This is a genomic window from Microbacterium sp. (assembly GCF_035687345.1).
Taxonomy (GTDB): domain Bacteria; phylum Actinomycetota; class Actinomycetes; order Actinomycetales; family Microbacteriaceae; genus Microbacterium.
On the sequence record NZ_DASRXZ010000084.1, the window covers coordinates 1 to 19,521 of the forward strand.

Below are 19,521 nucleotides of genomic sequence, written 5' to 3' on the forward strand. Positions count from 1 at the left end.
ATCGCCGTGCCCGGGTGGCCGTTGCCCACCTTCTCCACGGCGTCCGCCGCCAGGACGCGAGCGGTGTCCACCGCGCGCCGATCGATCTCATCCCAACGAAGTTCCGACACTCGGCCGCCTTTCTCGTGGAGCTGCGCCCGATCAGGCCGTCCCACAGAGCCTTGCCCGGTATGGAGAAGGGGGAATCGGCGCAGGGCGCGCGTGTGGTCTCAGCATAGCGAAGCGGTATGCCGCTCCGGCCATGGGGCGAGACATGTGAAGAACCTTTTCGCGGAGGGGTGCGGTGGGGTCGTCGATCGGGTTCGCTCAGGACGCTCCGGATGCCGCATCCGGCCCGTTCCACGGGAGCCGGACAGCCGGTTCGGCGTCGACGGATGCCCTAGACTTGTGAGCGGTCTGCACACGGGCGATTGCGGGGGCGATGGACATCATGACGACGGCCGGCGCCGGCGCATCGACCGACTCGGCACGACGCCCTCGACAGGGTCTCGGCCGCACCATCCGGGCATACGTCGCACTGACCAAGCCGCGCGTGCTCGAGCTGCTGCTCGTCACGACCGTTCCCGTCATGATCCTCGCCCAGGGCGGGTTCCCGAGTCTGTGGCTCGTCCTCGCGACGGTCATCGGCGGGTCGATGAGCGCCGGCTCCGCGGCCGCGTTCAACATGTACCTCGACCGCGACATCGACGCGCACATGCAGCGCACCGAGAACCGGCCGCTCGTGACGGGCGAGGTCTCGCCGCGCGGGGCGCTCATCTTCGCGTGGGCTCTGGCCGTCGGGTCGACCGTGTGGCTCCTGGCCACGACGAACTGGCTCGCAGCGACACTGTCGGCCGCCGCGATCTTCTTCTACGTCGTGATCTACACGATGCTCCTCAAGCGCCGTACCGAGCAGAACATCGTGTGGGGCGGCATCGCCGGGTGCTTCCCCGTGCTGATCGGATGGACGGCCGTCACGGGGTCCCTCGCGTGGCCCCCGGTCATCCTCTTCGTGCTCGTGTTCCTGTGGACGCCCCCGCATTACTGGCCGCTGTCGATGAAGTACCGCGACGATTACGAAGAGGCCGACGTGCCGATGCTCGGCGCGACGCGCAATGGCTCGCAGGTCGGTCTGCAGGTCATCCTCTACGCGTGGGCGACCGTCGTGTGCTCGCTCCTGCTCATCCCTGTTGCGGGCATGGGCCTCGTGTACTCGGTGTCGGCGGTGGTCTTCGGAGGCTGGTTCATCTACGAGTCGCACCGCCTCTACAACCGCGCCGTGCGCGGCACCGAGCCGCGTCCGATGCGCGTCTTCCACGCGTCGATCTCGTACCTGACGCTCCTGTTCGTCGCGATCGCCGTCGACCCGCTGCTTCCGTTCTGACCTGCGCCCGACGATTACCGTCGAGCGGGATCGCGCGCGCCGGCAGCATCGGGCCATGGGCGGGCGGCAACCGCACCGACGCGAGGACGCCGGAACTTTCCTCCTGCGAATCAGCGCTGCCGGCGCGCCGGCCCGAGGAACAGGCGCGAGATGACCCGGTCGAACACGCGATCCGGAAGGAGTCGACGGGCGCCGATCGCGAGACGTGCCTGCGATCCGACGGCGTAACGCGTGCGCGGACGCTTCGACGACACCGCACGCGCGATCGCGTCGGCGACGACCGACGGGGGAGAGGCTCGCCCGGGCCGGTCGGCCGCCTCGAGGAACGCGGTCGCGCTCTCGACGAGCGGCCGGTACGGTCCGTCGCCGGAGGTCTCGATGGCCGACGAGCGGGCGATCCCACCCCATTCGGTCTCGATCGCGCCCGGCTCGATCACGACGACGCGGATGCCGAACGGCGCCACCTCGATCCGCAGGGCGTCGCTCAGCCCCTCCACCGCGAACTTGCTCGCGTGGTACCACGAGCCGAGCGGCGTCGTGATCCTGCCGCCGATCGACGAGATGTTGACGATCGTGCCGGACTTCCGCTCGCGCATCGACGGGAGGACGAGCTGCGTGAGCCGGGCGAGCGCGAACACGTTGACGTCGAACTGCCGCCGCGCTTCCTTTGGCGGGACCTCCTCGAACGCTCCGTACGCGCCGTAGCCCGCGTTGTTCACGAGCACGTCGATGCGACGCTGCTCGGCGAGCACGCGCTCGACGAAGGCGGTGACGGCCGGGTCGTCGGTCACGTCGAGTGCGACGATGCGGATGCCGGCGGCTTCGAGCTGCCGCATCCGGTCCACTCGCCGCGCCGCGGCGTAGACGATGAATCCGTCGCGGGCGAGACGGAGGGCGGTCGCCGCTCCGATGCCGGACGACGCGCCGGTGACGATCGCGACAGGACGCGAGGCGGTCATGCCGCCGATTCTCTCAGCTCGACGAGACGGATGCCTCGACCCGGCCACCCGCGTCGACCGTCGTCGTTGCGGCGACCGGCCGCTTCAGGCGCAGCGCGACCACGGTCATCGCGGCGGCGGCGAGCGCCGCCAGCACCATGTGCACCCCGACGGCGATGGGCGGGAGACCCTCGCGGGCCTGGTACACGCCGACCACGATCTGGACGGCCACGACGACGAGCAGAGCGATCGACCAGCGCAGCGTCGGCAGGCGGAGCACCGCGCCCGCACCCACGAGCAGCACGAGCAGCCCGCCCAGGACGTACCCCGGGATGGCGTGCACGTGCGCGAGCAGGGAGGCGTCGAAGCCCGTGCGGATGACGTCGGCGTCACCCGAGTGCGGGCCGTTGGCCGTCGTGAGCACACCGAACGCCAGCGTGACGGCGAGTGCGACGGTCGTCAGGTGGGCGAGGACCGCGAACCACCGCGGCACGGCGAGCTCCCGTGGCCCGGGCACGTCATAGGCGCGCACGATGTACGCGGCGGTCACCGCGACGAGGACGACCGACGACACGTAGTGGAACCCCACGATGAAGGGGTTGAGACCGGTGAGCACCGTGACCCCGCCGACGAGCGCCTGGGCTACGACGCCCGCGACGACGATCCACGCGAGCACGAGCAGATCGCGGCGCTCGGAGACCGCGCGCACGGTGACGATCGCCGCGGCGATCACCGCGACCAGCACCACCGACGAGAAGACGACGAACGCGGGTGCGCCCAGGATGCCGGCGATGGCGGCGGCCGCGACGCCCGCGACGATTCCGCCGGCCGCGAACCAGATGGTGAGGCGAAGCCCGCGACGCGCGCGCACGTGGAGGAAGGTCAGGACGAGGACGGTCAACGCCAGCACGCCGACGACACCTGTCAGAGTGCGATTGCCGAACTCGATGACCCCGTGGATGCCGAGCTCCTCGGTCGGAACGAGCGACTCGGGCGTGCACAGCGGCCACTCCGAGCACCCGAGACCCGAGCCCGTCAGCCGCACGGCGCCGCCCGTGCCGATGATGACGACCTCGGCGACGAACGACAGCCACGCTGCGAGCAGCAGCCACCTGCCGGGACGCGTGGGGGAAGACACGGTGCGCCTCCTGGGAGTCGGCTCCGCGTCCGATCCGCTCGCGCCGGGGCGGCGAGCCGGGTCGGAGGGGAACCTGTAGAATCGAGGGGTCGGATGCGGGGTGCGCGAGGCGCGACGCATCAATGACAGTCTAGGCGCGAAGGACGGCGCCACTTGAGAGGGCCCACCAGCGGCATCCGCCTGCGGTAACTCCACCGCGGAGACCGGATGCCGGGGCGGATGACACCGTTGAGGCCCGGAGGAGAGTGTGACGATGTCGGATGTGCTGATCGACCGCCCTGAGCTCGACGGACTGGGGGTGTATGAGTTCGGCTGGCACGATCCCGACGCCGCCGGCGCGAGCGCGAAGCGCGGTCTCAGCGAAGCCGTCGTGCGCGACATCTCGGCCATCAAGGGCGAGCCGGAGTGGATGCTGAAGAACCGGCTCAAGGGCCTGCAGCTCTTCGAGCGCAAGCCCATGCCGACGTGGGGCGCCGACCTCAGCGAGATCGACTTCGACAACATCAAGTACTTCGTGCGGTCGACCGAGAAGCAGGCCCAGTCGTGGGAGGACCTGCCCGAAGACATCCGCAACACCTATGAGCGCCTGGGCATCCCCGAGGCAGAGCGCCAGCGGCTCGTCGCGGGCGTCGCCGCGCAGTACGAGTCCGAGGTCGTCTACCACCAGATCCGCGAGGACCTCGAGGCGCAGGGCGTGATCTTCCTCGACACCGACACCGCGCTGAAGGAGCACCCCGAGTTCTTCGAGGAGTACTTCGGCACAGTGATCCCGGCGGGCGACAACAAGTTCGCCGCGCTCAACACCGCGGTGTGGTCGGGTGGCTCATTCGTCTACGTGCCGCCGGGCGTCCACGTCGAGATCCCCCTGCAGGCCTACTTCCGGATCAACACCGAGAACATGGGCCAGTTCGAGCGGACGCTCATCATCGCCGACGAGGGCTCGTACGTGCACTACATCGAGGGCTGCACCGCCCCGATCTACAAGAGCGACTCGCTGCACTCGGCCGTCGTCGAGATCATCGTGAAGAAGAACGCGCGCGTGCGCTACACGACGATCCAGAACTGGTCGAACAACGTGTACAACCTCGTGACCAAGCGCGCGGTGGCGCACGAAGGCGCGACCATGGAGTGGGTCGACGGCAACATCGGCTCCAAGGTCACGATGAAGTACCCGTCGATCTTCCTCATGGGCGAGCACGCGAAGGGCGAGACTCTGTCCGTCGCCTTCGCGGGTCCGGGCCAGCACCAGGACGCCGGCGCCAAGATGATCCACATGGCGCCGTACACGCAGTCGTCGATCGTCTCGAAGTCGATCGCACGCGGCGGCGGCCGCGCCGGTTACCGCGGCGAGGTCCGCGTCGATGCGAACGCCCACCACTCGGCGAACACCGTGCGCTGCGACGCGCTGCTGGTCGACACGATCTCCCGCTCCGACACGTATCCCGCGATCGACATCCGGGTCGACGACGTGCAGCTCGGCCACGAGGCCACGGTCTCGAAGGTCAGCGAGGAGCAGCTGTTCTACCTGATGAGCCGCGGTCTGCCCGAAGACGAGGCGATGGCCATGATCGTCCGCGGTTTCATCGAGCCCATCGCCCGTGAGCTGCCGATGGAGTACGCGCTCGAACTCAACAAGCTCATCGAGATGGGCATGGAAGGATCCGTCGGCTAGTGAGCTCTGTGACTTCGGCCCCGACCGTCCCCGGCGCGAAGGGCCATTCCGATGGCGCGGGCGCTTTCGTCCCCGTGCAGACCCGTTCCGAGCGGTTCCGGTCGTACGACCCCGCCGCATTCGAGAAGCCGACCGGCCGCGAGGTGAACTGGAAGCACACGCCGGTCGACCGCCTCTCGCGACTCTTCGTCGACGAGGCCGGAGACGAGGCCGCTGTCGCGATCTCGGTGACCGGGCCCCTGGCAGCGGCCGGACTCGAGATCGGCGCGGCCCCGCGCGGCGAGGTCTTCACCCCGGAAGATCTTCCCGCGGCGATCGCGTGGTCCCGCTCCGCCGAGGCGCTCTATCTGGCGATTCCGACGGATGCCGAGTTCGACGAGCCCGTCGTCGTCGAAGCCGTGGGCGGCGGCGCCGACCTGCTCGCTCACTCGCACCTCGTCATCGAGGCGGGCGTGAACAGCCGAGCGACGGTCGTGCTGCGCCACGTCGGCAGCGCCCAGTTCGCGCAGAACGTCGAGATCATCGTCCGCGACGGCGCCCAGCTCGAGGTGATCTCGGTCCAGCAGTGGGACGACGACGCGGTCCACGCGGCGTCGCACCAGGCGCGCGTGGCGCGCGATGCGACGCTGCGCCACATCGTCGTGAGCTTCGGGGGAGCGGTCGTCCGCGTCAACCCGAACGTCGAGCTGGCGGGCACGGGCTCGCGCGGCGAGCTCTACGGGCTGAGCTACTCCGACTCGGGGCAGCATCTCGAGAGCCAGGTGTACCTGTTCCACAAGGGCGCCGAGACGACCGGCGACGTGCTCTACAAGGGCGCACTGCAGGGCGAGGGCGCGCGCAGCGTGTGGGTCGGCGATGTGCTGATCGGGCCCGACGCGGTCGGCACCGACTCGTACGAGGCGAACCGGAACCTCGTGCTCACCGACGGCGCTCGCGCCGAGTCGACGCCGAACCTCGAGATCGAGACCGGCGACATCCGCGGCGCCGGCCACGCCTCGGCGACCGGACGCTTCGACGACGAGCAGCTCTTCTACCTGCAGGCGCGAGGCATCCCCGAAGAGGAGGCGCGCCGCATGGTCGTGCTCGGCTTCCTCGCCGAGATCGTGCAGAAGGTGGGCGTGCCGTCGCTCGAGCAGGAGCTGTTCGCGGCGATCGAGACCGAGCTGGCGCTGGAGGTCACTCGATGACCTCGCAGCGCATCTGCTCGCTCAGCGAGCTTGTGCAGGACGAAGCGCGCCGCTTCGAGGTCGACGGGGTCGCGATCGCGGTCGTCCTCGACTCGAACGGCGAGGTGCACGCGATCGGCGACACGTGCACACACGGCGACATCTCGCTGTCGGAAGGCTTCGTCGACGGCGACACGCTCGAGTGCTGGGCCCACGGCTCGGCGTTCTCGCTGCGCACCGGCAAGCCCCTCAACCTCCCGGCCTACGAGCCCGTCCCGGTGTTCCAGGTCACGATCGACGGTGACGACGTGTTCGTCGACCCGGCCGTCAAGCTCGCACTGAACTGAAGAAGGTATCGAACGAATGTCTGTCCTCGAGATCCGCGACCTCCATGTGACGGTCGAGACGGATGCCGGCATCACCCCCATCCTCAACGGCGTGACGCTCACCATCCGCACCGGTGAGACCCACGCCATCATGGGCCCGAACGGCTCGGGCAAGTCCACGCTCGCCTACACGATCGCCGGTCACCCCAAGTACAACGTGACGGCCGGCACGATCACGCTCGACGGCGAGGACGTCCTCGCGATGTCGGTCGACGAGCGCGCCCGCGCGGGACTCTTCCTCGCGATGCAGTACCCCGTCGAGATCCCGGGCGTGACGGTCACGAACTTCCTCCGCACCGCCAAGACGGCGATCGACGGCGAGGCGCCCTCGATCCGCACGTGGACGAAGGACGTCAAGTCCGCCATGAAGAACCTGCGCATGGACGCGAAGTTCGCACAGCGCAATGTCAACGAGGGCTTCTCCGGTGGTGAGAAGAAGCGCCACGAGATCCTCCAGCTCGAGCTTCTCAAGCCGCAGATCGCCGTGCTCGACGAGACCGACTCGGGCCTCGACGTCGACGCACTCAAGGTCGTCTCCGAGGGCGTGAACCGCGCGAAGGCCGAGACCGACCTCGGCGTGCTGCTCATCACGCACTACACGCGCATCCTTCGCTACATCCACCCGGACTACGTCCACGTGATGGTCGGCGGACGCATCGTCGAGGAGGGCGGGCCGGAGCTCGCCGACCGCCTCGAGGATGAGGGCTACGACCGCTACCTCCCCGAGGGCGAAGAGGAGGCGGCCGACGCCCCTGTGACGAGCGAGGCGTAGGATCACGAGTATGACCGCGACGCTCAGTCCCGAGAAGTACGACGAGGTCACCGAGGCCCTCAAGGACGTCATGGACCCCGAACTGGGGATCAACGTCGTCGACCTCGGCCTCGTGTACGACCTCGCCTGGGACGAGGAGAACGACGCGCTGGTCATCCACATGACGCTGACCTCCGCGGGATGCCCGCTCACCGACGTCCTCGAGGAGCAGACCGCGCAGGCGCTCGATGAGGTCGTCGAGCGGTTCCGCATCAACTGGGTGTGGATGCCGCCCTGGGGTCCGGAGCGCATCACCGATGACGGGCGCGACATGATGCGGGCGCTGGGCTTCGCCATCTGACGCGATTCCGCTGACCGGTGTCGCCCGGTGACGGGGCGGGCGGGACAACCGTCTGTCCTCGGTAGGCTCGAGGAGTGAGCGTGACCCCTCTGCAGGCCCTTCCGATCGACCAGCTCCGCGAACGCTCGAGCACCAAGTGGCGCACCTACGGGCCGGACGTGATCCCCATGTTCGTCGCCGAGACGGACTACCCGCTCGCGCCGGCGATCACCGAGCGCCTCGCTCGTGCGGTCGCGGTCGGCGACACGGGCTACACGCCGCCCGACCCCGGCATCCGCGACGCGTTCGCGACCTTCGCCCGCCGTCGTTTCGGGTGGGAGGTCGACCCCGGGCGGGTCCGCTCGACCGCCGACGTGATGATGGGCGTCGTCGAGATCCTGCGCCGCGTGACGAAGCCCGGGGATCGCGTCGTCGTGACGCCGCCCGTGTACCCGCCCTTCTACGACTGCGTACCCGAGGCCGGTGCGGTCATCGAGCGCGTGCCGCTGCGCGACACCGGCGACCGGTGGGAGCTCGACCTCGCGGGGATCGAAGCGGCACTCGCCGACGGCGCGCGCGCTGTGCTGCTGTGCAACCCGCACAACCCGACCGGCACGGTGCACTCCCGTGAGAGCCTCGCCGAGCTGGCGCGCATCGTCGCGGCCCGCGACGCGGTCGTCGTGAGCGACGAGATCCACGCGCCGCTCACGCACGCGAATGCGACGTTCACGCCGTTCCTGGCGGCGTCCGACGAAGCCGCCCGTGTCGGCTACGCGGTCACGAGCGCGAGCAAGGCGTACAACCTCGCGGGTCTGAAGTGCGCCCTCATGGTGACGGCGTCCGACGAGACCTCGCGAATCGTGCGCGAGATGCCGGCTGAGGTCGAGTGGCGCACAGGCCTCTTCGGGGCGCTCGCGGGCGTCGCGGCGTTCTCGCCGGAGACCGACGCCTGGCTCGACGCCGAGCTCGCGGCGCTCGACGGCAACCGCAGGCTGCTCGCGGAGTTGCTCGCCGAGCACGTGCCGGGGGCGCGCTTCCGCATCCCCGACGCCGGCTTCCTCGCGTGGGTCGACCTGTCCGCACTGGGCTGGGGCGACAACCCCGCGACGAAGATCCTGCGCGAGGCGAAGGTCGCCCTGCACTTCGGCCCGCACTTCGGCGACGAGGGCAAGGGGCACGTGCGCATCAACTTCGGATGCGACCCCGATCTGCTGCGGGAGGCCGTCGCGCGGATCGGCGCGCTGGCCGCATCGTGACCGGTCCGACACCCGCATCGCCGCCCCGCGCGGGGGGCATCTGGAGTCCGCAGTTCGTCTGGGTGACGGTCGGCGCGGTGGCGATGATCTTCCTCGCGGCGATCCAGTCGCTCGCGGTGACGACGGTCATGCCGGTCGTGAGCGCCGACCTCGACGGCGCCGCGCTCTACGCCATCGCGTTCTCGGGCACCCTCGCGACGGGCGTCATCGGCATGGTGGCCGTGGGCGCGTGGAGCGACCGCTCCGGCCCGGTGTGGCCTCTCACGGCATCCGTCGTCCTCTTCGTCGGCGGCCTCATCGTCGCGGGCCTCGCGCCGACGATGGAGGTCCTCGTCATCGGGCGGCTCATCCAGGGTCTCGGGACGGGCGGCCAGACGGTCGCGCTGTACGTCGTCGTCGCGCGCGTCTACCCACCCGCGATCCACGGGCGCGTGTTCGCGGCGTTCTCGGCCGCGTGGGTCGTGCCGTCGCTCATCGGGCCGTTCCTGGCAGGAGCGGTCACCGAGTACATCCACTGGCGGTGGGTCTTCCTCGGCGTCGCGGCGCTCACGGTGGTCGCGTACATCATGGTCGCGACGCGACTGTGGGGCACGCCGCTCGACACGGAGCATCGGTCGACCGCCCGCATCGGGCCGCGTCTCGCGTGCGCCGTCGCGGTCGCGGTCGGCGCTCTGGCCCTCAGCCTCGCCGGTGAGCTCGGACCGTTCGCGATACCGACGGTCGTGGCATCCGTGATCGTCATCGCGTTCGCGGTGCGACCTCTGCTGCCGCGCCGAACGCTGACGGCGGCACGTGGGCTCCCGAGCGTCGTGCTCATGCGCGGGCTCATCGCGGGCGCCCTCTTCGGCGCGGAGATCTATGTGCCGTACCTCCTCATCGACGAGTACGACTTCTCGCCGACGTGGGCGGGTCTCGGCCTCACCGCCGCAGCCCTCACGTGGGCGGCGGCCGCGGACGTGCAGGGCCGCTTCGGTGACCGCATCGGCAACACGCGCATCACGATCTTCGGAGTCGCGCAGCTCGCGACCGCGACGGCCATCTGCGCTCTGAGCGCGACGTTCCACCTGCATCCGCTGATCATCGTCATCGGGTGGGCGTTCGCGGGCTCGGGTATGGGACTCATGTATCCGCGGCTCACGGTGCTGACTCTCGCGTACTCGACGCCGCGGGATCAGGGGTTCAACTCATCGGCGCTGTCGATCTCGGACTCGGTCGGCGCGGCGACGTCCATCGCCGTGATGGGGATCGTCTTCACGACGCTCATCGCGACGGACGCTGCGTTCCCGGCGGTCTTCGTGCTGGGCGCGGGGCTGGCGCTCCTGGCGCTCGTGCCGGGGCTGCGGCTCGGGCACGCGCACGAGGAGCGGGCGGAGTCGCGGTAGGACTGGTCGGGCGCGAAGCGGGCTTCGTCTCGCTCGCTCAGGCGTGAGTCGTCAATTCTCCGCGCGACCGGCCCGCCAGTACCCCATGAAGGCGACCGCGCGGCGGTCCACGCCGCGGTCGGCCACGAGGTGGCGGCGAAGGGTCTTGATCGCGCCGGCCTCCCCGGCGAGCCACGCGTAGAGGCGTGCGCGCTTGAGCGCGGCGCCGCCCTTCGCCGTGCGCGGGACCTCCCACAGGAGCCCCTCGTCGATGTCGACCTCTTCGACGTCGGCACCGTGCCCGGGCGGGGCGAGGGCGGTCGCGGCATCCGTGACCGAGGCGACGAGGTGACCGTGCCGGTCGGATCGTCCGCGCGCGCCGACGCGATACTCGAAGCCCGGATGCCGCGGAAGATAGCCCGTGTCGCCCTCTTCGGGCACCTCGAGCACGACGACCCCGCGCGCGTCGCGCGGAAGCTGCTCGAGGATCGCGGCGATCGCCGGTGCGGCGGTCTCGTCGCCCGCGAGGAGGATGTCGTCGACGCGCGCCGGCGGCACGAAATCGACGCCGTAGCTGACCCCCGTGTGGGCCGTCGTCGGCGCGTAGATGAGCACCTCGTCGCCGACGCGCGCGTTCGCGATCCACTCCGACGCGGGGCCGATCACCTCGTGCGCGACCATGTCCACGTCCACCTCGCTCACGTCGTTGCGGACGTAACGCGTGGTGTACGTGCGGAACGGAGGACGGCGGTCCTCGGGCAGCGCGCGCCACTCCGTGTACCAGTCCTCGCCCGTGGGCATCGCGTCGATCCCGAGCGTCGCGGTCGGGAAGACGATCTTGATGCGCTGGTCGAAGCCCGGGTCGCCGTACTCGGCCAGATCTTCGCCGCCGAACGTGAACCTCCGAAAGCTCGGCGTCACGTCGGTGATCGCCCTGACGGTGGCGCGGAAGAATCGGTGGGCATCACCCGGTGAGGCCATGCGGTGCTCCTGTCGTGGCGTGGGCGGGTGCGGTCGCGCGAACGGACGGCGTGACGGATGCCGCGCCGGCGAGCCGCTCGGCCGCGGCCCGTTCGGCGGCCGACGCCTCGGCGGTGACGACGTGGTGTCGTCCGCGCGGGAGGACGATCGGCGCGCCCGACACCGGGTCGGGCACGACGAGCGCGTCGAGGTCGAAGACGTCGCGGATGAGCTCGCTCGTGACGACCTCGCTCGGCGCGCCGCTCGCGACGATGCGGCCGTCGCGGAGCGCGAACAGGTGGTCGGCGTAGCGGGACGCCATGTTCATGTCGTGCAGCACCATGACGATCGTGGTGCCGCGCTCACGGTTGAGGTCGGTGAGCAGGTCGAGCACCTCGACCTGGTGGGCGACGTCGAGGAAGGTCGTCGGCTCGTCGAGCAGAAGGATGTCGGTTTCCTGGGCGAGCGCCATCGCGATCCACACGCGCTGGCGCTGACCGCCGGACAGCTCGTCGACGGCGCGATCCGCGAGCTCGGATGTGCCGGTCGCCTCGAGCGACTGGGCGACGACGTCGTAGTCGCGCGTGCTCCAGCGGGCGAGGAGCTTCTGGTGCGGATGGCGGCCGCGGCCGACGAGGTCGGCGACCGCGATGCCCTCGGGGGCGATCGGGCTCTGCGGGAGCAGGCCGAGTGTGCGGGCGACCTCTTTCGTGGGACGGGAGTGGAGCGCTTTGCCGTCGAGGACCACCTGACCGGAGCGAGCCGGAATGAGGCGCGAGAGCGCGCGCAGGAGGGTGGACTTGCCGCATCCGTTGGCGCCGACGATCGCCGTGATGCGACCCGGTGGGATCTGCAGATCGAGCCCATCGATGATGACGCGATCGCCGTAGCCGAGCGCGAGGGACTCGGCGGAGAGCGTGTGGGAAGCGGTCATAGCGAGCCTCCGGAGCGGTTCGTCCTGATGAGGAGGTAGATGAGGTAGGGGGCGCCGACGACACCGGTGATCACGCCGACGGGGTAGCGCGCGTCGAAGGCGAACTGGCCGATCATGTCGGCGACGAGCACGAGCAGGGCGCCGATGAAGCCCGACGGCAGCAGGAGCGCGGACCCGGAGCCGACGACGCGCGCGGCGATGGGGCCGGCCATGAAGGCGACGAAGGCGATGGGGCCGGTCGCCGCGGTGGCGAACGCGAGCAGCGTGACGGCGGCGAGGATCGCGATGACGCGGGAGGGGGTCACACGCACCCCCAGCCCGGCGGCGGAGTCGTCGCCGAGGCGGAGCACGCCGAGGTTGCGTCCCTGGCTCAGCAGCGCGGGAACGACCGCAACGGATGCGACGGCGAGCGGAAGGACCGTCTCCCAGCTCGCGCCGTTGAGGCTTCCCGTGATCCAGCGGAGCGCGGCCTGCAGATCCCACGCCGCGGCCTTCGACAGCAGGTAGGTCACGGCGGCGTCGAGCATCGCCGCGACGCCGATGCCGATGAGGATGAGGCGCGTGCCCGCGAAGCCGCCCTTGTTCGACAGGAGGTAGATCGCCAGCGCGGTGAGGAGCGCACCGCCGAGCGCGAGGAGCGACACGGTGGTCTCGCCCTGCGACAGCACGACGATCCCGAACACTGCTGCCGCGGTGGCGCCCGACGAGATGCCGATGATGTCGGGCGACGCGAGGGGATTGCGCAGGATGGTCTGGAACGTCACGCCCGCGATGCCGAACGCGAAGCCGGCGAGGAGTCCGAGCACCGCGCGTGGCAGCCGCAGCTCGCCGACGGTGAACGACGCACCCGGTACCGTGTGCCCGGCGAGCACATCCAGCACGTCGAGGGGCGTGTAGAACGTGCGGCCCACCATGAGCGAGAGGGCGAAGACGACGACGATCGCGACCCCGAGCCCGGCGGTGATGAGGGTGCGTCGACGGACGCGGCTGCGCCGCCCCTTCGCGATCGAGGATGCGGCAGATGCCCCGCCGCGGACGACGGGGGAGTCGAGGCTCGTCGGGGCGGTCACAGCTCGCGCACCCTCTGGCGGCGGACGATCCAGATGAAGAAGGGCGCCCCGATGAGGGCGGTGATGACGCCGACCTCGACCTCGTCGGGGCGCGCGATGAGGCGCCCCACGACGTCGGCGGCCACGAGGAGCGCGGCGCCCGAGACTGCGGTGAACGGAAGGAGCCAGCGGTGGTCGGTGCCCACGAGCAGGCGGCACATGTGCGGCACGATGAGGCCGACGAACCCGATCGGGCCCGCGATCGCCGTCGCCGCGCCGCACAGGATCACTGCACCCACGAACGAGACCAGCCGTGTGCGGGCGACGTGCTGCCCGAGTCCCGCGGCGAGATCGTCGCCGAGCGCGAGCGAGTTCATGCCCCGCGCGCACACGAAGCACACGAGCGCGCCGACGACGAGGAACGGGACCGCGACTCCGATGCGATCCCACGTCGCTCCGCCCACGCCGCCGATCTGCCAGAACCGGAAGCGCTCGACGATGTCGATGCGCGGCAGCAGGATCGCGCTCACGAGCGACAGGAAGGCGGCCGAGCTGGCCGCACCGGCGAGCGCGAGCTTGAGGGGTGTCGCTCCGCCCCGGCCGAGCGAGCCGACGGCGTAGACGAACGCGGACGCACCGGCGGCACCGGCCGTCGCGAGCGCGATGATCGCGTACGGGTCGGACAGGCCGAAGAACGCGATACCTGCCACGACGACGAGCGCCGCCCCGCCTGAGATGCCGAGGATCGCGGGGTCGGCGAGCGGGTTCCGCGTCACCGCCTGAAGAGACGCGCCCGCGAGAGCGAGGGCGGCGCCGACGAGCATCGCGAGCACCGTGCGCGGAAGCCGTGCGACCACGGCCGCCTCCGCCACACCGCTGGTGTCGCCGCTGAGGCCGGCGAAGATGTCTCCGAGAGACACCTCGCGCACCCCGAAGGCGACGGATGCGACGCACAGCGCCGCGAGGACGACGACCGCCACGGCGAACCATGCCAGCCGCACCGCTGCCGGCCGCCGCAGCGAGGCGGTGTCCGGCAGCGGTGGGCGGGTCTGCGTGACGGTCACGAGGGTGCGGTCCTGGAGATCAGTCGAGGGCGCCGGCGAGGACGGCGAAGTAGTCGTGGACGCCCCAGCCGATCGACAGCGGCGACGGGTTCGCGGATGCCGCGAGAGGCGTCGACTCCTCGAGGATCGCGATGTGGCCGGCGGCGATGGCCGGGATCTGCGACAGCAGCGGGTCGGCCTGCAGCTGTTCGATGATGCTGCCGCTCGCGTCGCCGTAGGTCACGAACACGTCGACGTCCTCGAAGCGGTCGGCCTGCTCGGCGCTCACGGTCGTGTAGAACTGGTCGGTCCCGGCCGACTCCTCCTCGACGATCGTCGGGAGCGGGAGGCCCAGGTCCATGAGGAAGCCCGGACGCGTGTCGAGGCTCGTGTAGAAGCCGATCTGGCTGAAGTCCGACGGGTCGATGTACGAGAAGAGCACCTTCGACTCGGCGAGCTCCGGGAAGTCGGCGAGAGCCGCATCGACCTCGGAGTGCAGCTCCTCGATGAGCGCATCGCCCTCCTCGGCGAGGCCGAGGGCGGTCGAGTTGAGGCGGATCATGTCTTCGTAGGACGTGCCCCACGGCACCTCGGGGTAGGCGACGACCGGTGCGATCTTCGACAGCGTGTCGTACTCTTCCTGCGTCAGACCGGAGTACGCGGCGAGGATCACGTCGGGCTGCGTGTCGGCCACGGCCTCGAAGTCGATGCCGTCGGTCTCGTCGAAAAGGACGGGCGTCTCGGCACCGAGCTCCTCGAGCGCTTCCTCCACCCACGGGAGCACGCCGTCGTTGTCGTCGTCGCCCCACGTGACCTCTGCCATGCCCACCGGCACGACGCCGAGTGCGATCGGCACCTCCTGGTTCGACCACGACACCGTCGCGACGCGCTCGGGCTTCGCCTCGATCGTCGTCTCGCCGAAGGCGTGCTCGATCGTGATGGGGAAGGCGCCCGCATCCGCCTCATTCGCTGCGGTGTCGCCGCCGTCGCCGGAAGAGGAGGCGCAGCCGGCGAGGGCGAGGACTGTCAGGGCGGTGAGCGCGATCGCGGGGACGGAGCGGGAAAAGGGCACGAGGAAACCTCCGAGGGGCGAGTAAGGACAGCCTTACTTTACCTGCGGGTGGTTCGCGCCGCTAATCGGATTCCCACGAAGAGGGAGGCCCCGGCGTCTGCCGCGGGCCTCCCTCAATGACGGATGCGGCGCCGTCAGCGCTTCGTCGCGTCGACCTTGCGCACGAGGACCCACGCCGCCGGAATGACCAGTGCGGCGATGAGCGCCTTGATGATGCCGCCCACGATGAAGGGGAAGACGCCCACCTCGAGCACCTGGAGGAACGTGAGCTGCGCGCCGCCCACGACGTTGAGGATGTAGGCCAGATACGGCACGCCGAACAGGAACGGCACGATGCTCGCGATCGCGAAGCCGACGAACGCGAGCCACGGCTTGCGATCCCACGCACGCTCGGCGAACCAGCCCGCGACGAATGCGGCCAGCACGAATCCGATGATGTACCCGAAGCTCGGCTTGGCGAGGGCGGCGATGGTCCCGGTGAAGCCCGCGAACACGGGGATGCCGGCGAGCCCCGCGATCATGTAGGTCGTGAGCGCGGCCGCACCGCGCCAGGCGCCGAGTGCGGCGCCGACGACGATGACGCCGAGCGTCTGGCCCGTGATGGGCACCGGCCACAGGGGGATCTCGACCTGCGCGAGCAGGGCGACCACGGCGGCGCCGGTGACGACGAGAGCCGCGTCGACGGCGAGAGCGCGGGCGCGGTGGGACGGGCGGGCGATGACATCGGCGAGGACGCGGCGGGGCTGCGACGGGGCGACGGCGACGGTCATGGGACTCCTCGAGGGGACGGGCCGGGGCGGGGGAAGCCCGGCATCGCGACTTATACTAGGGGGCTGGCCATATCGCGCCGCTTGTACCCCTTCCCCAACGAAACGGACGATCGCTGTGCTCGCCGTGCACGACCTCGAGATCCGCGTGGGCGCCCGCGTGCTCATGTCTGACGTCTCGTTCCGCGTGTCCGACGGCGACAAGGTCGGGCTCGTGGGGCGGAACGGGGCAGGCAAGACCACGCTCACGAAGGTGCTCGCGGGCGACGTGCTGCCGAGCGCGGGGCGCGTCGACCGCTCGGGCGACCCCGAGATGCTCGCGCGCACGCGCATCCTCGACGCGCGCGGTCTCGGCACGATCGCGATCGGCATGCGCGAGGCATCCGAGGCCATGGGTTCGGACGACCCGGATGCCGCGGCCCGCGCCATGCGCAAGTACGCGAACCTCACCGAGCGGTTCGAGGCGCTCGGCGGATACGCCGCGGAGGCCGAGGCGGCGTCGATCGCGCACAACCTCGCGCTGCCGGACCGCATCCTCGACCAGCCCCTCAAGACGCTGTCGGGCGGTCAGCGCCGCCGCATCGAGCTGGCCCGCATCCTGTTCTCGGATGCGGGGACGATGATCCTCGACGAGCCCACCAACCACCTCGACGCCGACAGCATCGTGTGGCTGCGCGAATTCCTCAAGAGCTACAAGGGCGGGCTGATCGTCATCTCCCACGACGTCGAACTCGTCGGCGAGACCGTCAACCGTGTGTTCTACCTCGACGCGAACCGCCAGGTCATCGACATCTACAACATGTCGTGGAAGAACTACCTTCGTCAGCGCGCGGCCGACGAGGAGCGCCGCAAGAAGGAGCGTGCGAACGCCGAGAAGAAGGCGACCGCGCTCCAGCAGCAGGCGGCCAAGTTCGGCGCGAAGGCGACGAAGGCCGCCGCGGCGCACCAGATGATGGCGCGCGCCGAGAAGCTCCTGGCGGGCCTCGAAGAGGTGCGGCAGGAGGATCGCGTCGCGAAGCTGCGGTTCCCGAAGCCGGCACCGTGCGGACGCACGCCGCTCACGGCATCCGGCCTATCCAAGTCGTACGGGTCGCTCGAGATCTTCACGGACGTCGACCTCGCGATCGACCGCGGCTCGAAGGTCGTCGTGCTCGGGCTCAACGGCGCGGGCAAGACGACCCTGCTGCGCATCCTCGCCGGCGTCGACGTGCCCGACACGGGTGTCGTGGAAGCCGGCCACGGCCTCAAGATCGGGTACTACGCGCAGGAGCACGAGAACCTCGACGTGTCGCGGTCTGTGCTCGACAACATGATGTCGGCGGCGCCCGACATCTCGGCGACCGAAGCGCGCAAGGTGCTCGGATCGTTCCTGTTCACCGGCGACGACGTGCTCAAGCCCGCGGGCGTGCTGTCCGGCGGCGAGAAGACCCGCCTCTCGCTCGCGACGCTCGTCGTATCGAGCGCCAACGTGCTGCTGCTCGACGAGCCGACGAACAACCTCGACCCGGCATCCCGTGAGGAGATCCTCGGCGCGCTCGCGCACTACGAGGGAGCGGTCGTGCTCGTCTCGCACGACGAGGGCGCGGTCGAGGCGCTGAACCCCGAGCGGGTGCTGATCCTGCCCGACGGCGTCGAAGACCTGTGGGGCCGCGACTACGCGGACCTCGTCGCGCTCGCCTGACGGCCCGGTCAGCGACCTGCCGCGTCGAGGATCGCGTCCTCGTCCTCCGCGTCGCGGTCGCGCTTGCGGCGCCGTCGTTCCGACGGGGGAGCGGGTTCCGACTCCGCCTCCGGCCCGTTGTCGTCGGCTCGCTCGGCGGGGGCCGTGGAACGGGCAGCCGCCACCTCCTGATCGACCGCACCCGCTTCGGCGTCTTCGCGGCGCCGCGTGCGCTCGGTGTGGATGACGTACCCGATGAAGACGAACCCCATGATGGCGAACAGGATCCATTGGATCGCGTACGACAGATGAGGCCCCGGGTCTTCGGACGGTGCCTCGACAGCCTGCGGGCGCACCGCGGGAGCGGGATCCTCGGAGGCCATGAGACCGTACGCGGTCTGCTCGAGGTCGACCGCGGTCGCCGGGTCGACGAGGTCGGCGACGAGCGGCAGATGGATCGTGGGGACCTGTCCTTCGTCGGCGGAGCGGCCCGATGCGGGAAGAGGCTCGCTGGGGCGCAGTCGTGCGACGACAGTGACCTCGCCGCTCGGCGGGTCCGGAACCTCGTCCGGGAGACGCTGCTCGCTGCCCGGCGGGACCCACCCGCGATTGATGACGAGCACGCGCCCCGACTCGGTGCGGAACGGCACGAGCACCTCGAACGCGGCGGTGCCGCCGTGAGCACGGTTGCGCACGAGGAGCTGCTCGTCGGAGAGGTATTCGCCGACCACCTCGACCGGGAGCCACTCATCGCCCGCGTCGAACTCGCCGCCGACGGCGATCGCGGTCTCGAGCGGGACGGGCGCCGCGTCGTAGTTCTGCTCGACGAGGGCGAGTTGGCCCGCACGCTCGGCGTTGCGGTTGAACTGCCAATTCGACAGGAACGCGCACGCGACGGCGAACACCACCGCGACGAGCACGTAGACGGTCCACCGCACGGCGGGGCGCGCGGTCTTCAGGCTCATCGCACCGCCTCCGAGGAGGTGAGGCGAGACACCTCGACGGGGAAGCTCCGCGCCGCGAGGAAGTCCCGCAGGTAGTCGCGGTGCTCGTCGCACGCGACCCAGGTCTTGCGGCGATCCTCGGAGTGGATGCGCGGGTTGCGCCAGTCGATGCGCCACACGGCGGTGGCGCGGCATCCGGCCCTCGAGCACTCGGCGGCGGTCTCGATCACGCGGCGCCGTCCTCTCGGCCGTCGGCGGACGGCTCGGGCGACGCGGATGCCGGGTCCTCCGGCTCCTCGGTCGCAGCGGCGTCTCCCGCCCTGCGCACCGGCGCGTCGAGGGTCTCCTCGACCCGGATGACGCGCGACGAGGCGTCGGACGAAGGCGGCGCCGCCGGCCGCGGGGTCGCGGGCAGCGAGAGCTCGGGGTTCTCGGCGGGGGCGCCCGGCTGCCGGCTGCTGACGTTCGCGATCACGACGGCGATGTAGGGGAGCACGACCGCTCCCGCGCCGAACACCCACGTGTACCAGCCGTACGGCGTGACGACGACCATCAGGATGAAGCACACCACGCGGATGCTCATCATGATGATGTACTTCGTCGAGCGCGCCCCGGCGTCGTCACGAGGTGCACGCGGCAACGACGTGGCCGACGGGGCCCTGCTCGACTTGTTCACGGTCCTTCCAGCCTACGCCGGGTGCGGACCGCGGGATCCCCTCGC

The 19,521-nt window shown here is 70.4% G+C and carries 21 protein-coding genes; 9 read left to right on the forward strand and 12 right to left on the reverse strand.

Annotation, left to right across the window (positions count from 1 at the left end; translation table 11 throughout):
- Positions 1-155 (reverse strand): hypothetical protein (locus VFF97_RS09420; RefSeq protein ID WP_325033276.1); only part of this gene is annotated, 155 nt, incomplete at its 3' end.
- A gap of 275 nt (positions 156-430) precedes the next feature.
- Between VFF97_RS09420 and VFF97_RS09425 the strand changes: the two genes are divergently transcribed.
- Entirely contained in the window at positions 431-1,363 is a 933-nt protein-coding gene (locus VFF97_RS09425; RefSeq protein WP_325033241.1) for a heme o synthase, read from the forward strand.
- Between the two features lie 110 nt (positions 1,364-1,473).
- On the opposite strand, the gene VFF97_RS09430 is transcribed toward VFF97_RS09425, so the two are convergent.
- Positions 1,474-2,322: an oxidoreductase gene (locus tag VFF97_RS09430; protein ID WP_325033242.1), complete on the reverse strand. Its 849-nt coding sequence runs from the start codon at positions 2,320-2,322 to the stop codon at positions 1,474-1,476.
- A gap of 13 nt (positions 2,323-2,335) precedes the next feature.
- Positions 2,336-3,439, reverse strand: coding sequence for a COX15/CtaA family protein (locus VFF97_RS09435; RefSeq protein ID WP_325033243.1), 1,104 nt, complete (start codon positions 3,437-3,439; stop codon positions 2,336-2,338).
- 253 nt (positions 3,440-3,692) lie between these two features.
- Between VFF97_RS09435 and sufB the strand changes: the two genes are divergently transcribed.
- The 7 genes from sufB to VFF97_RS09470 all read left to right on the forward strand — a co-directional run bounded on the left by sufB (position 3,693) and on the right by VFF97_RS09470 (position 10,392).
- Positions 3,693-5,111 carry a Fe-S cluster assembly protein SufB gene (gene sufB, locus VFF97_RS09440; RefSeq protein ID WP_325033244.1) on the forward strand — a complete coding sequence of 473 codons (1,419 nt, stop codon included), beginning with the start codon at positions 3,693-3,695 and terminating at the stop codon, positions 5,109-5,111.
- Positions 5,111-6,298, forward strand: a complete 1,188-nt coding sequence (gene sufD / locus VFF97_RS09445) for a Fe-S cluster assembly protein SufD (protein WP_325033245.1) — start codon at positions 5,111-5,113, stop codon at positions 6,296-6,298. Before sufB ends, sufD begins: the two co-directional genes overlap by 1 nt.
- On the forward strand, positions 6,295-6,624 hold the full coding sequence (locus VFF97_RS09450) for a non-heme iron oxygenase ferredoxin subunit (RefSeq protein WP_325033246.1): 330 nt from the start codon (positions 6,295-6,297) through the stop codon (positions 6,622-6,624). Before sufD ends, VFF97_RS09450 begins: the two co-directional genes overlap by 4 nt.
- 16 nt (positions 6,625-6,640) lie before the next feature.
- On the forward strand, positions 6,641-7,435 hold the full coding sequence (sufC, locus tag VFF97_RS09455) for a Fe-S cluster assembly ATPase SufC (RefSeq protein ID WP_325033247.1): 795 nt from the start codon (positions 6,641-6,643) through the stop codon (positions 7,433-7,435).
- A 10-nt stretch (positions 7,436-7,445) separates the two neighbouring features.
- Positions 7,446-7,775: a metal-sulfur cluster assembly factor gene (locus tag VFF97_RS09460; RefSeq protein ID WP_325033248.1), complete on the forward strand. Its 330-nt coding sequence runs from the start codon at positions 7,446-7,448 to the stop codon at positions 7,773-7,775.
- Positions 7,776-7,849: 74 nt separating this feature from the next.
- Positions 7,850-9,010 carry a MalY/PatB family protein gene (locus tag VFF97_RS09465; protein WP_325033249.1) on the forward strand — a complete coding sequence of 387 codons (1,161 nt, stop codon included), beginning with the start codon at positions 7,850-7,852 and terminating at the stop codon, positions 9,008-9,010.
- Positions 9,007-10,392 carry an MFS transporter gene (locus VFF97_RS09470; RefSeq protein ID WP_325033250.1) on the forward strand — a complete coding sequence of 462 codons (1,386 nt, stop codon included), beginning with the start codon at positions 9,007-9,009 and terminating at the stop codon, positions 10,390-10,392. Before VFF97_RS09465 ends, VFF97_RS09470 begins: the two co-directional genes overlap by 4 nt.
- 51 nt (positions 10,393-10,443) lie before the next feature.
- Here the strand turns inward: VFF97_RS09470 and VFF97_RS09475 are convergent, their stop codons facing one another.
- The 6 genes from VFF97_RS09475 to VFF97_RS09500 all read right to left on the reverse strand — a co-directional run bounded on the left by VFF97_RS09475 (position 10,444) and on the right by VFF97_RS09500 (position 16,199).
- Positions 10,444-11,352 (reverse strand): siderophore-interacting protein, encoded by a 909-nt coding sequence (locus tag VFF97_RS09475; RefSeq protein ID WP_325033251.1) that lies wholly within the window; start codon positions 11,350-11,352, stop codon positions 10,444-10,446.
- A complete protein-coding gene (locus VFF97_RS09480) occupies positions 11,336-12,265 on the reverse strand; it encodes an ABC transporter ATP-binding protein (protein WP_325033252.1) in 930 nt (309 codons plus the stop codon). The genes VFF97_RS09475 and VFF97_RS09480 overlap by 17 nt, the downstream gene beginning before the upstream one ends.
- Complete coding sequence (locus VFF97_RS09485) at positions 12,262-13,335, reverse strand: FecCD family ABC transporter permease (protein WP_325033253.1); 1,074 nt, start codon at positions 13,333-13,335, stop codon at positions 12,262-12,264. Before VFF97_RS09485 ends, VFF97_RS09480 begins: the two co-directional genes overlap by 4 nt.
- Positions 13,332-14,378 (reverse strand): iron ABC transporter permease, encoded by a 1,047-nt coding sequence (locus tag VFF97_RS09490; protein ID WP_325033254.1) that lies wholly within the window; start codon positions 14,376-14,378, stop codon positions 13,332-13,334. Before VFF97_RS09490 ends, VFF97_RS09485 begins: the two co-directional genes overlap by 4 nt.
- A 19-nt stretch (positions 14,379-14,397) precedes the next feature.
- The gene (locus VFF97_RS09495; protein WP_325033255.1) at positions 14,398-15,429 is read right to left on the reverse strand and encodes an iron-siderophore ABC transporter substrate-binding protein; all 1,032 of its coding nucleotides are present in this window, start codon (positions 15,427-15,429) and stop codon (positions 14,398-14,400) included.
- Positions 15,430-15,563: 134 nt separating this feature from the next.
- Positions 15,564-16,199 (reverse strand): biotin transporter BioY, encoded by a 636-nt coding sequence (locus tag VFF97_RS09500; RefSeq protein WP_325033256.1) that lies wholly within the window; start codon positions 16,197-16,199, stop codon positions 15,564-15,566.
- 115 nt (positions 16,200-16,314) lie between these two features.
- Here VFF97_RS09500 and VFF97_RS09505 point away from each other — a divergent pair, with 115 nt between their 5' ends.
- Complete coding sequence (locus VFF97_RS09505; protein WP_325033257.1) at positions 16,315-17,877, forward strand: ABC-F family ATP-binding cassette domain-containing protein; 1,563 nt, start codon at positions 16,315-16,317, stop codon at positions 17,875-17,877.
- A gap of 8 nt (positions 17,878-17,885) precedes the next feature.
- Here VFF97_RS09505 and VFF97_RS09510 read toward each other — a convergent pair whose 3' ends face one another.
- The 3 genes from VFF97_RS09510 to VFF97_RS09520 are packed head-to-tail and all read right to left on the reverse strand — an operon-like array spanning position 17,886 to position 19,476.
- Positions 17,886-18,821, reverse strand: coding sequence for an SURF1 family protein (locus tag VFF97_RS09510; protein ID WP_325033258.1), 936 nt, complete (start codon positions 18,819-18,821; stop codon positions 17,886-17,888).
- Positions 18,818-19,030: a hypothetical protein gene (locus tag VFF97_RS09515; RefSeq protein ID WP_325033259.1), complete on the reverse strand. Its 213-nt coding sequence runs from the start codon at positions 19,028-19,030 to the stop codon at positions 18,818-18,820. Before VFF97_RS09515 ends, VFF97_RS09510 begins: the two co-directional genes overlap by 4 nt.
- Positions 19,027-19,476 (reverse strand): DUF3099 domain-containing protein, encoded by a 450-nt coding sequence (locus VFF97_RS09520; RefSeq protein WP_325033260.1) that lies wholly within the window; start codon positions 19,474-19,476, stop codon positions 19,027-19,029. The genes VFF97_RS09515 and VFF97_RS09520 overlap by 4 nt, the downstream gene beginning before the upstream one ends.
- Positions 19,477-19,521: the final 45 nt, after the last annotated feature.

Coding starts and splice junctions, on each gene's coding strand:
- VFF97_RS09425 (WP_325033241.1), top strand. CDS start 431: ATGACGACGGCCGGCGCCGGCGCATCGACCGACTCGGCACGACGCCCT.
- VFF97_RS09430 (WP_325033242.1), bottom strand. CDS start 2,322: ATGACCGCCTCGCGTCCTGTCGCGATCGTCACCGGCGCGTCGTCCGGC.
- sufB (WP_325033244.1), top strand. CDS start 3,693: ATGTCGGATGTGCTGATCGACCGCCCTGAGCTCGACGGACTGGGGGTG.
- VFF97_RS09450 (WP_325033246.1), top strand. CDS start 6,295: ATGACCTCGCAGCGCATCTGCTCGCTCAGCGAGCTTGTGCAGGACGAA.
- sufC (WP_325033247.1), top strand. CDS start 6,641: ATGTCTGTCCTCGAGATCCGCGACCTCCATGTGACGGTCGAGACGGAT.
- VFF97_RS09460 (WP_325033248.1), top strand. CDS start 7,446: ATGACCGCGACGCTCAGTCCCGAGAAGTACGACGAGGTCACCGAGGCC.
- VFF97_RS09475 (WP_325033251.1), bottom strand. CDS start 11,352: ATGGCCTCACCGGGTGATGCCCACCGATTCTTCCGCGCCACCGTCAGG.
- VFF97_RS09480 (WP_325033252.1), bottom strand. CDS start 12,265: ATGACCGCTTCCCACACGCTCTCCGCCGAGTCCCTCGCGCTCGGCTAC.
- VFF97_RS09500 (WP_325033256.1), bottom strand. CDS start 16,199: ATGACCGTCGCCGTCGCCCCGTCGCAGCCCCGCCGCGTCCTCGCCGAT.
- VFF97_RS09510 (WP_325033258.1), bottom strand. CDS start 18,821: ATGAGCCTGAAGACCGCGCGCCCCGCCGTGCGGTGGACCGTCTACGTG.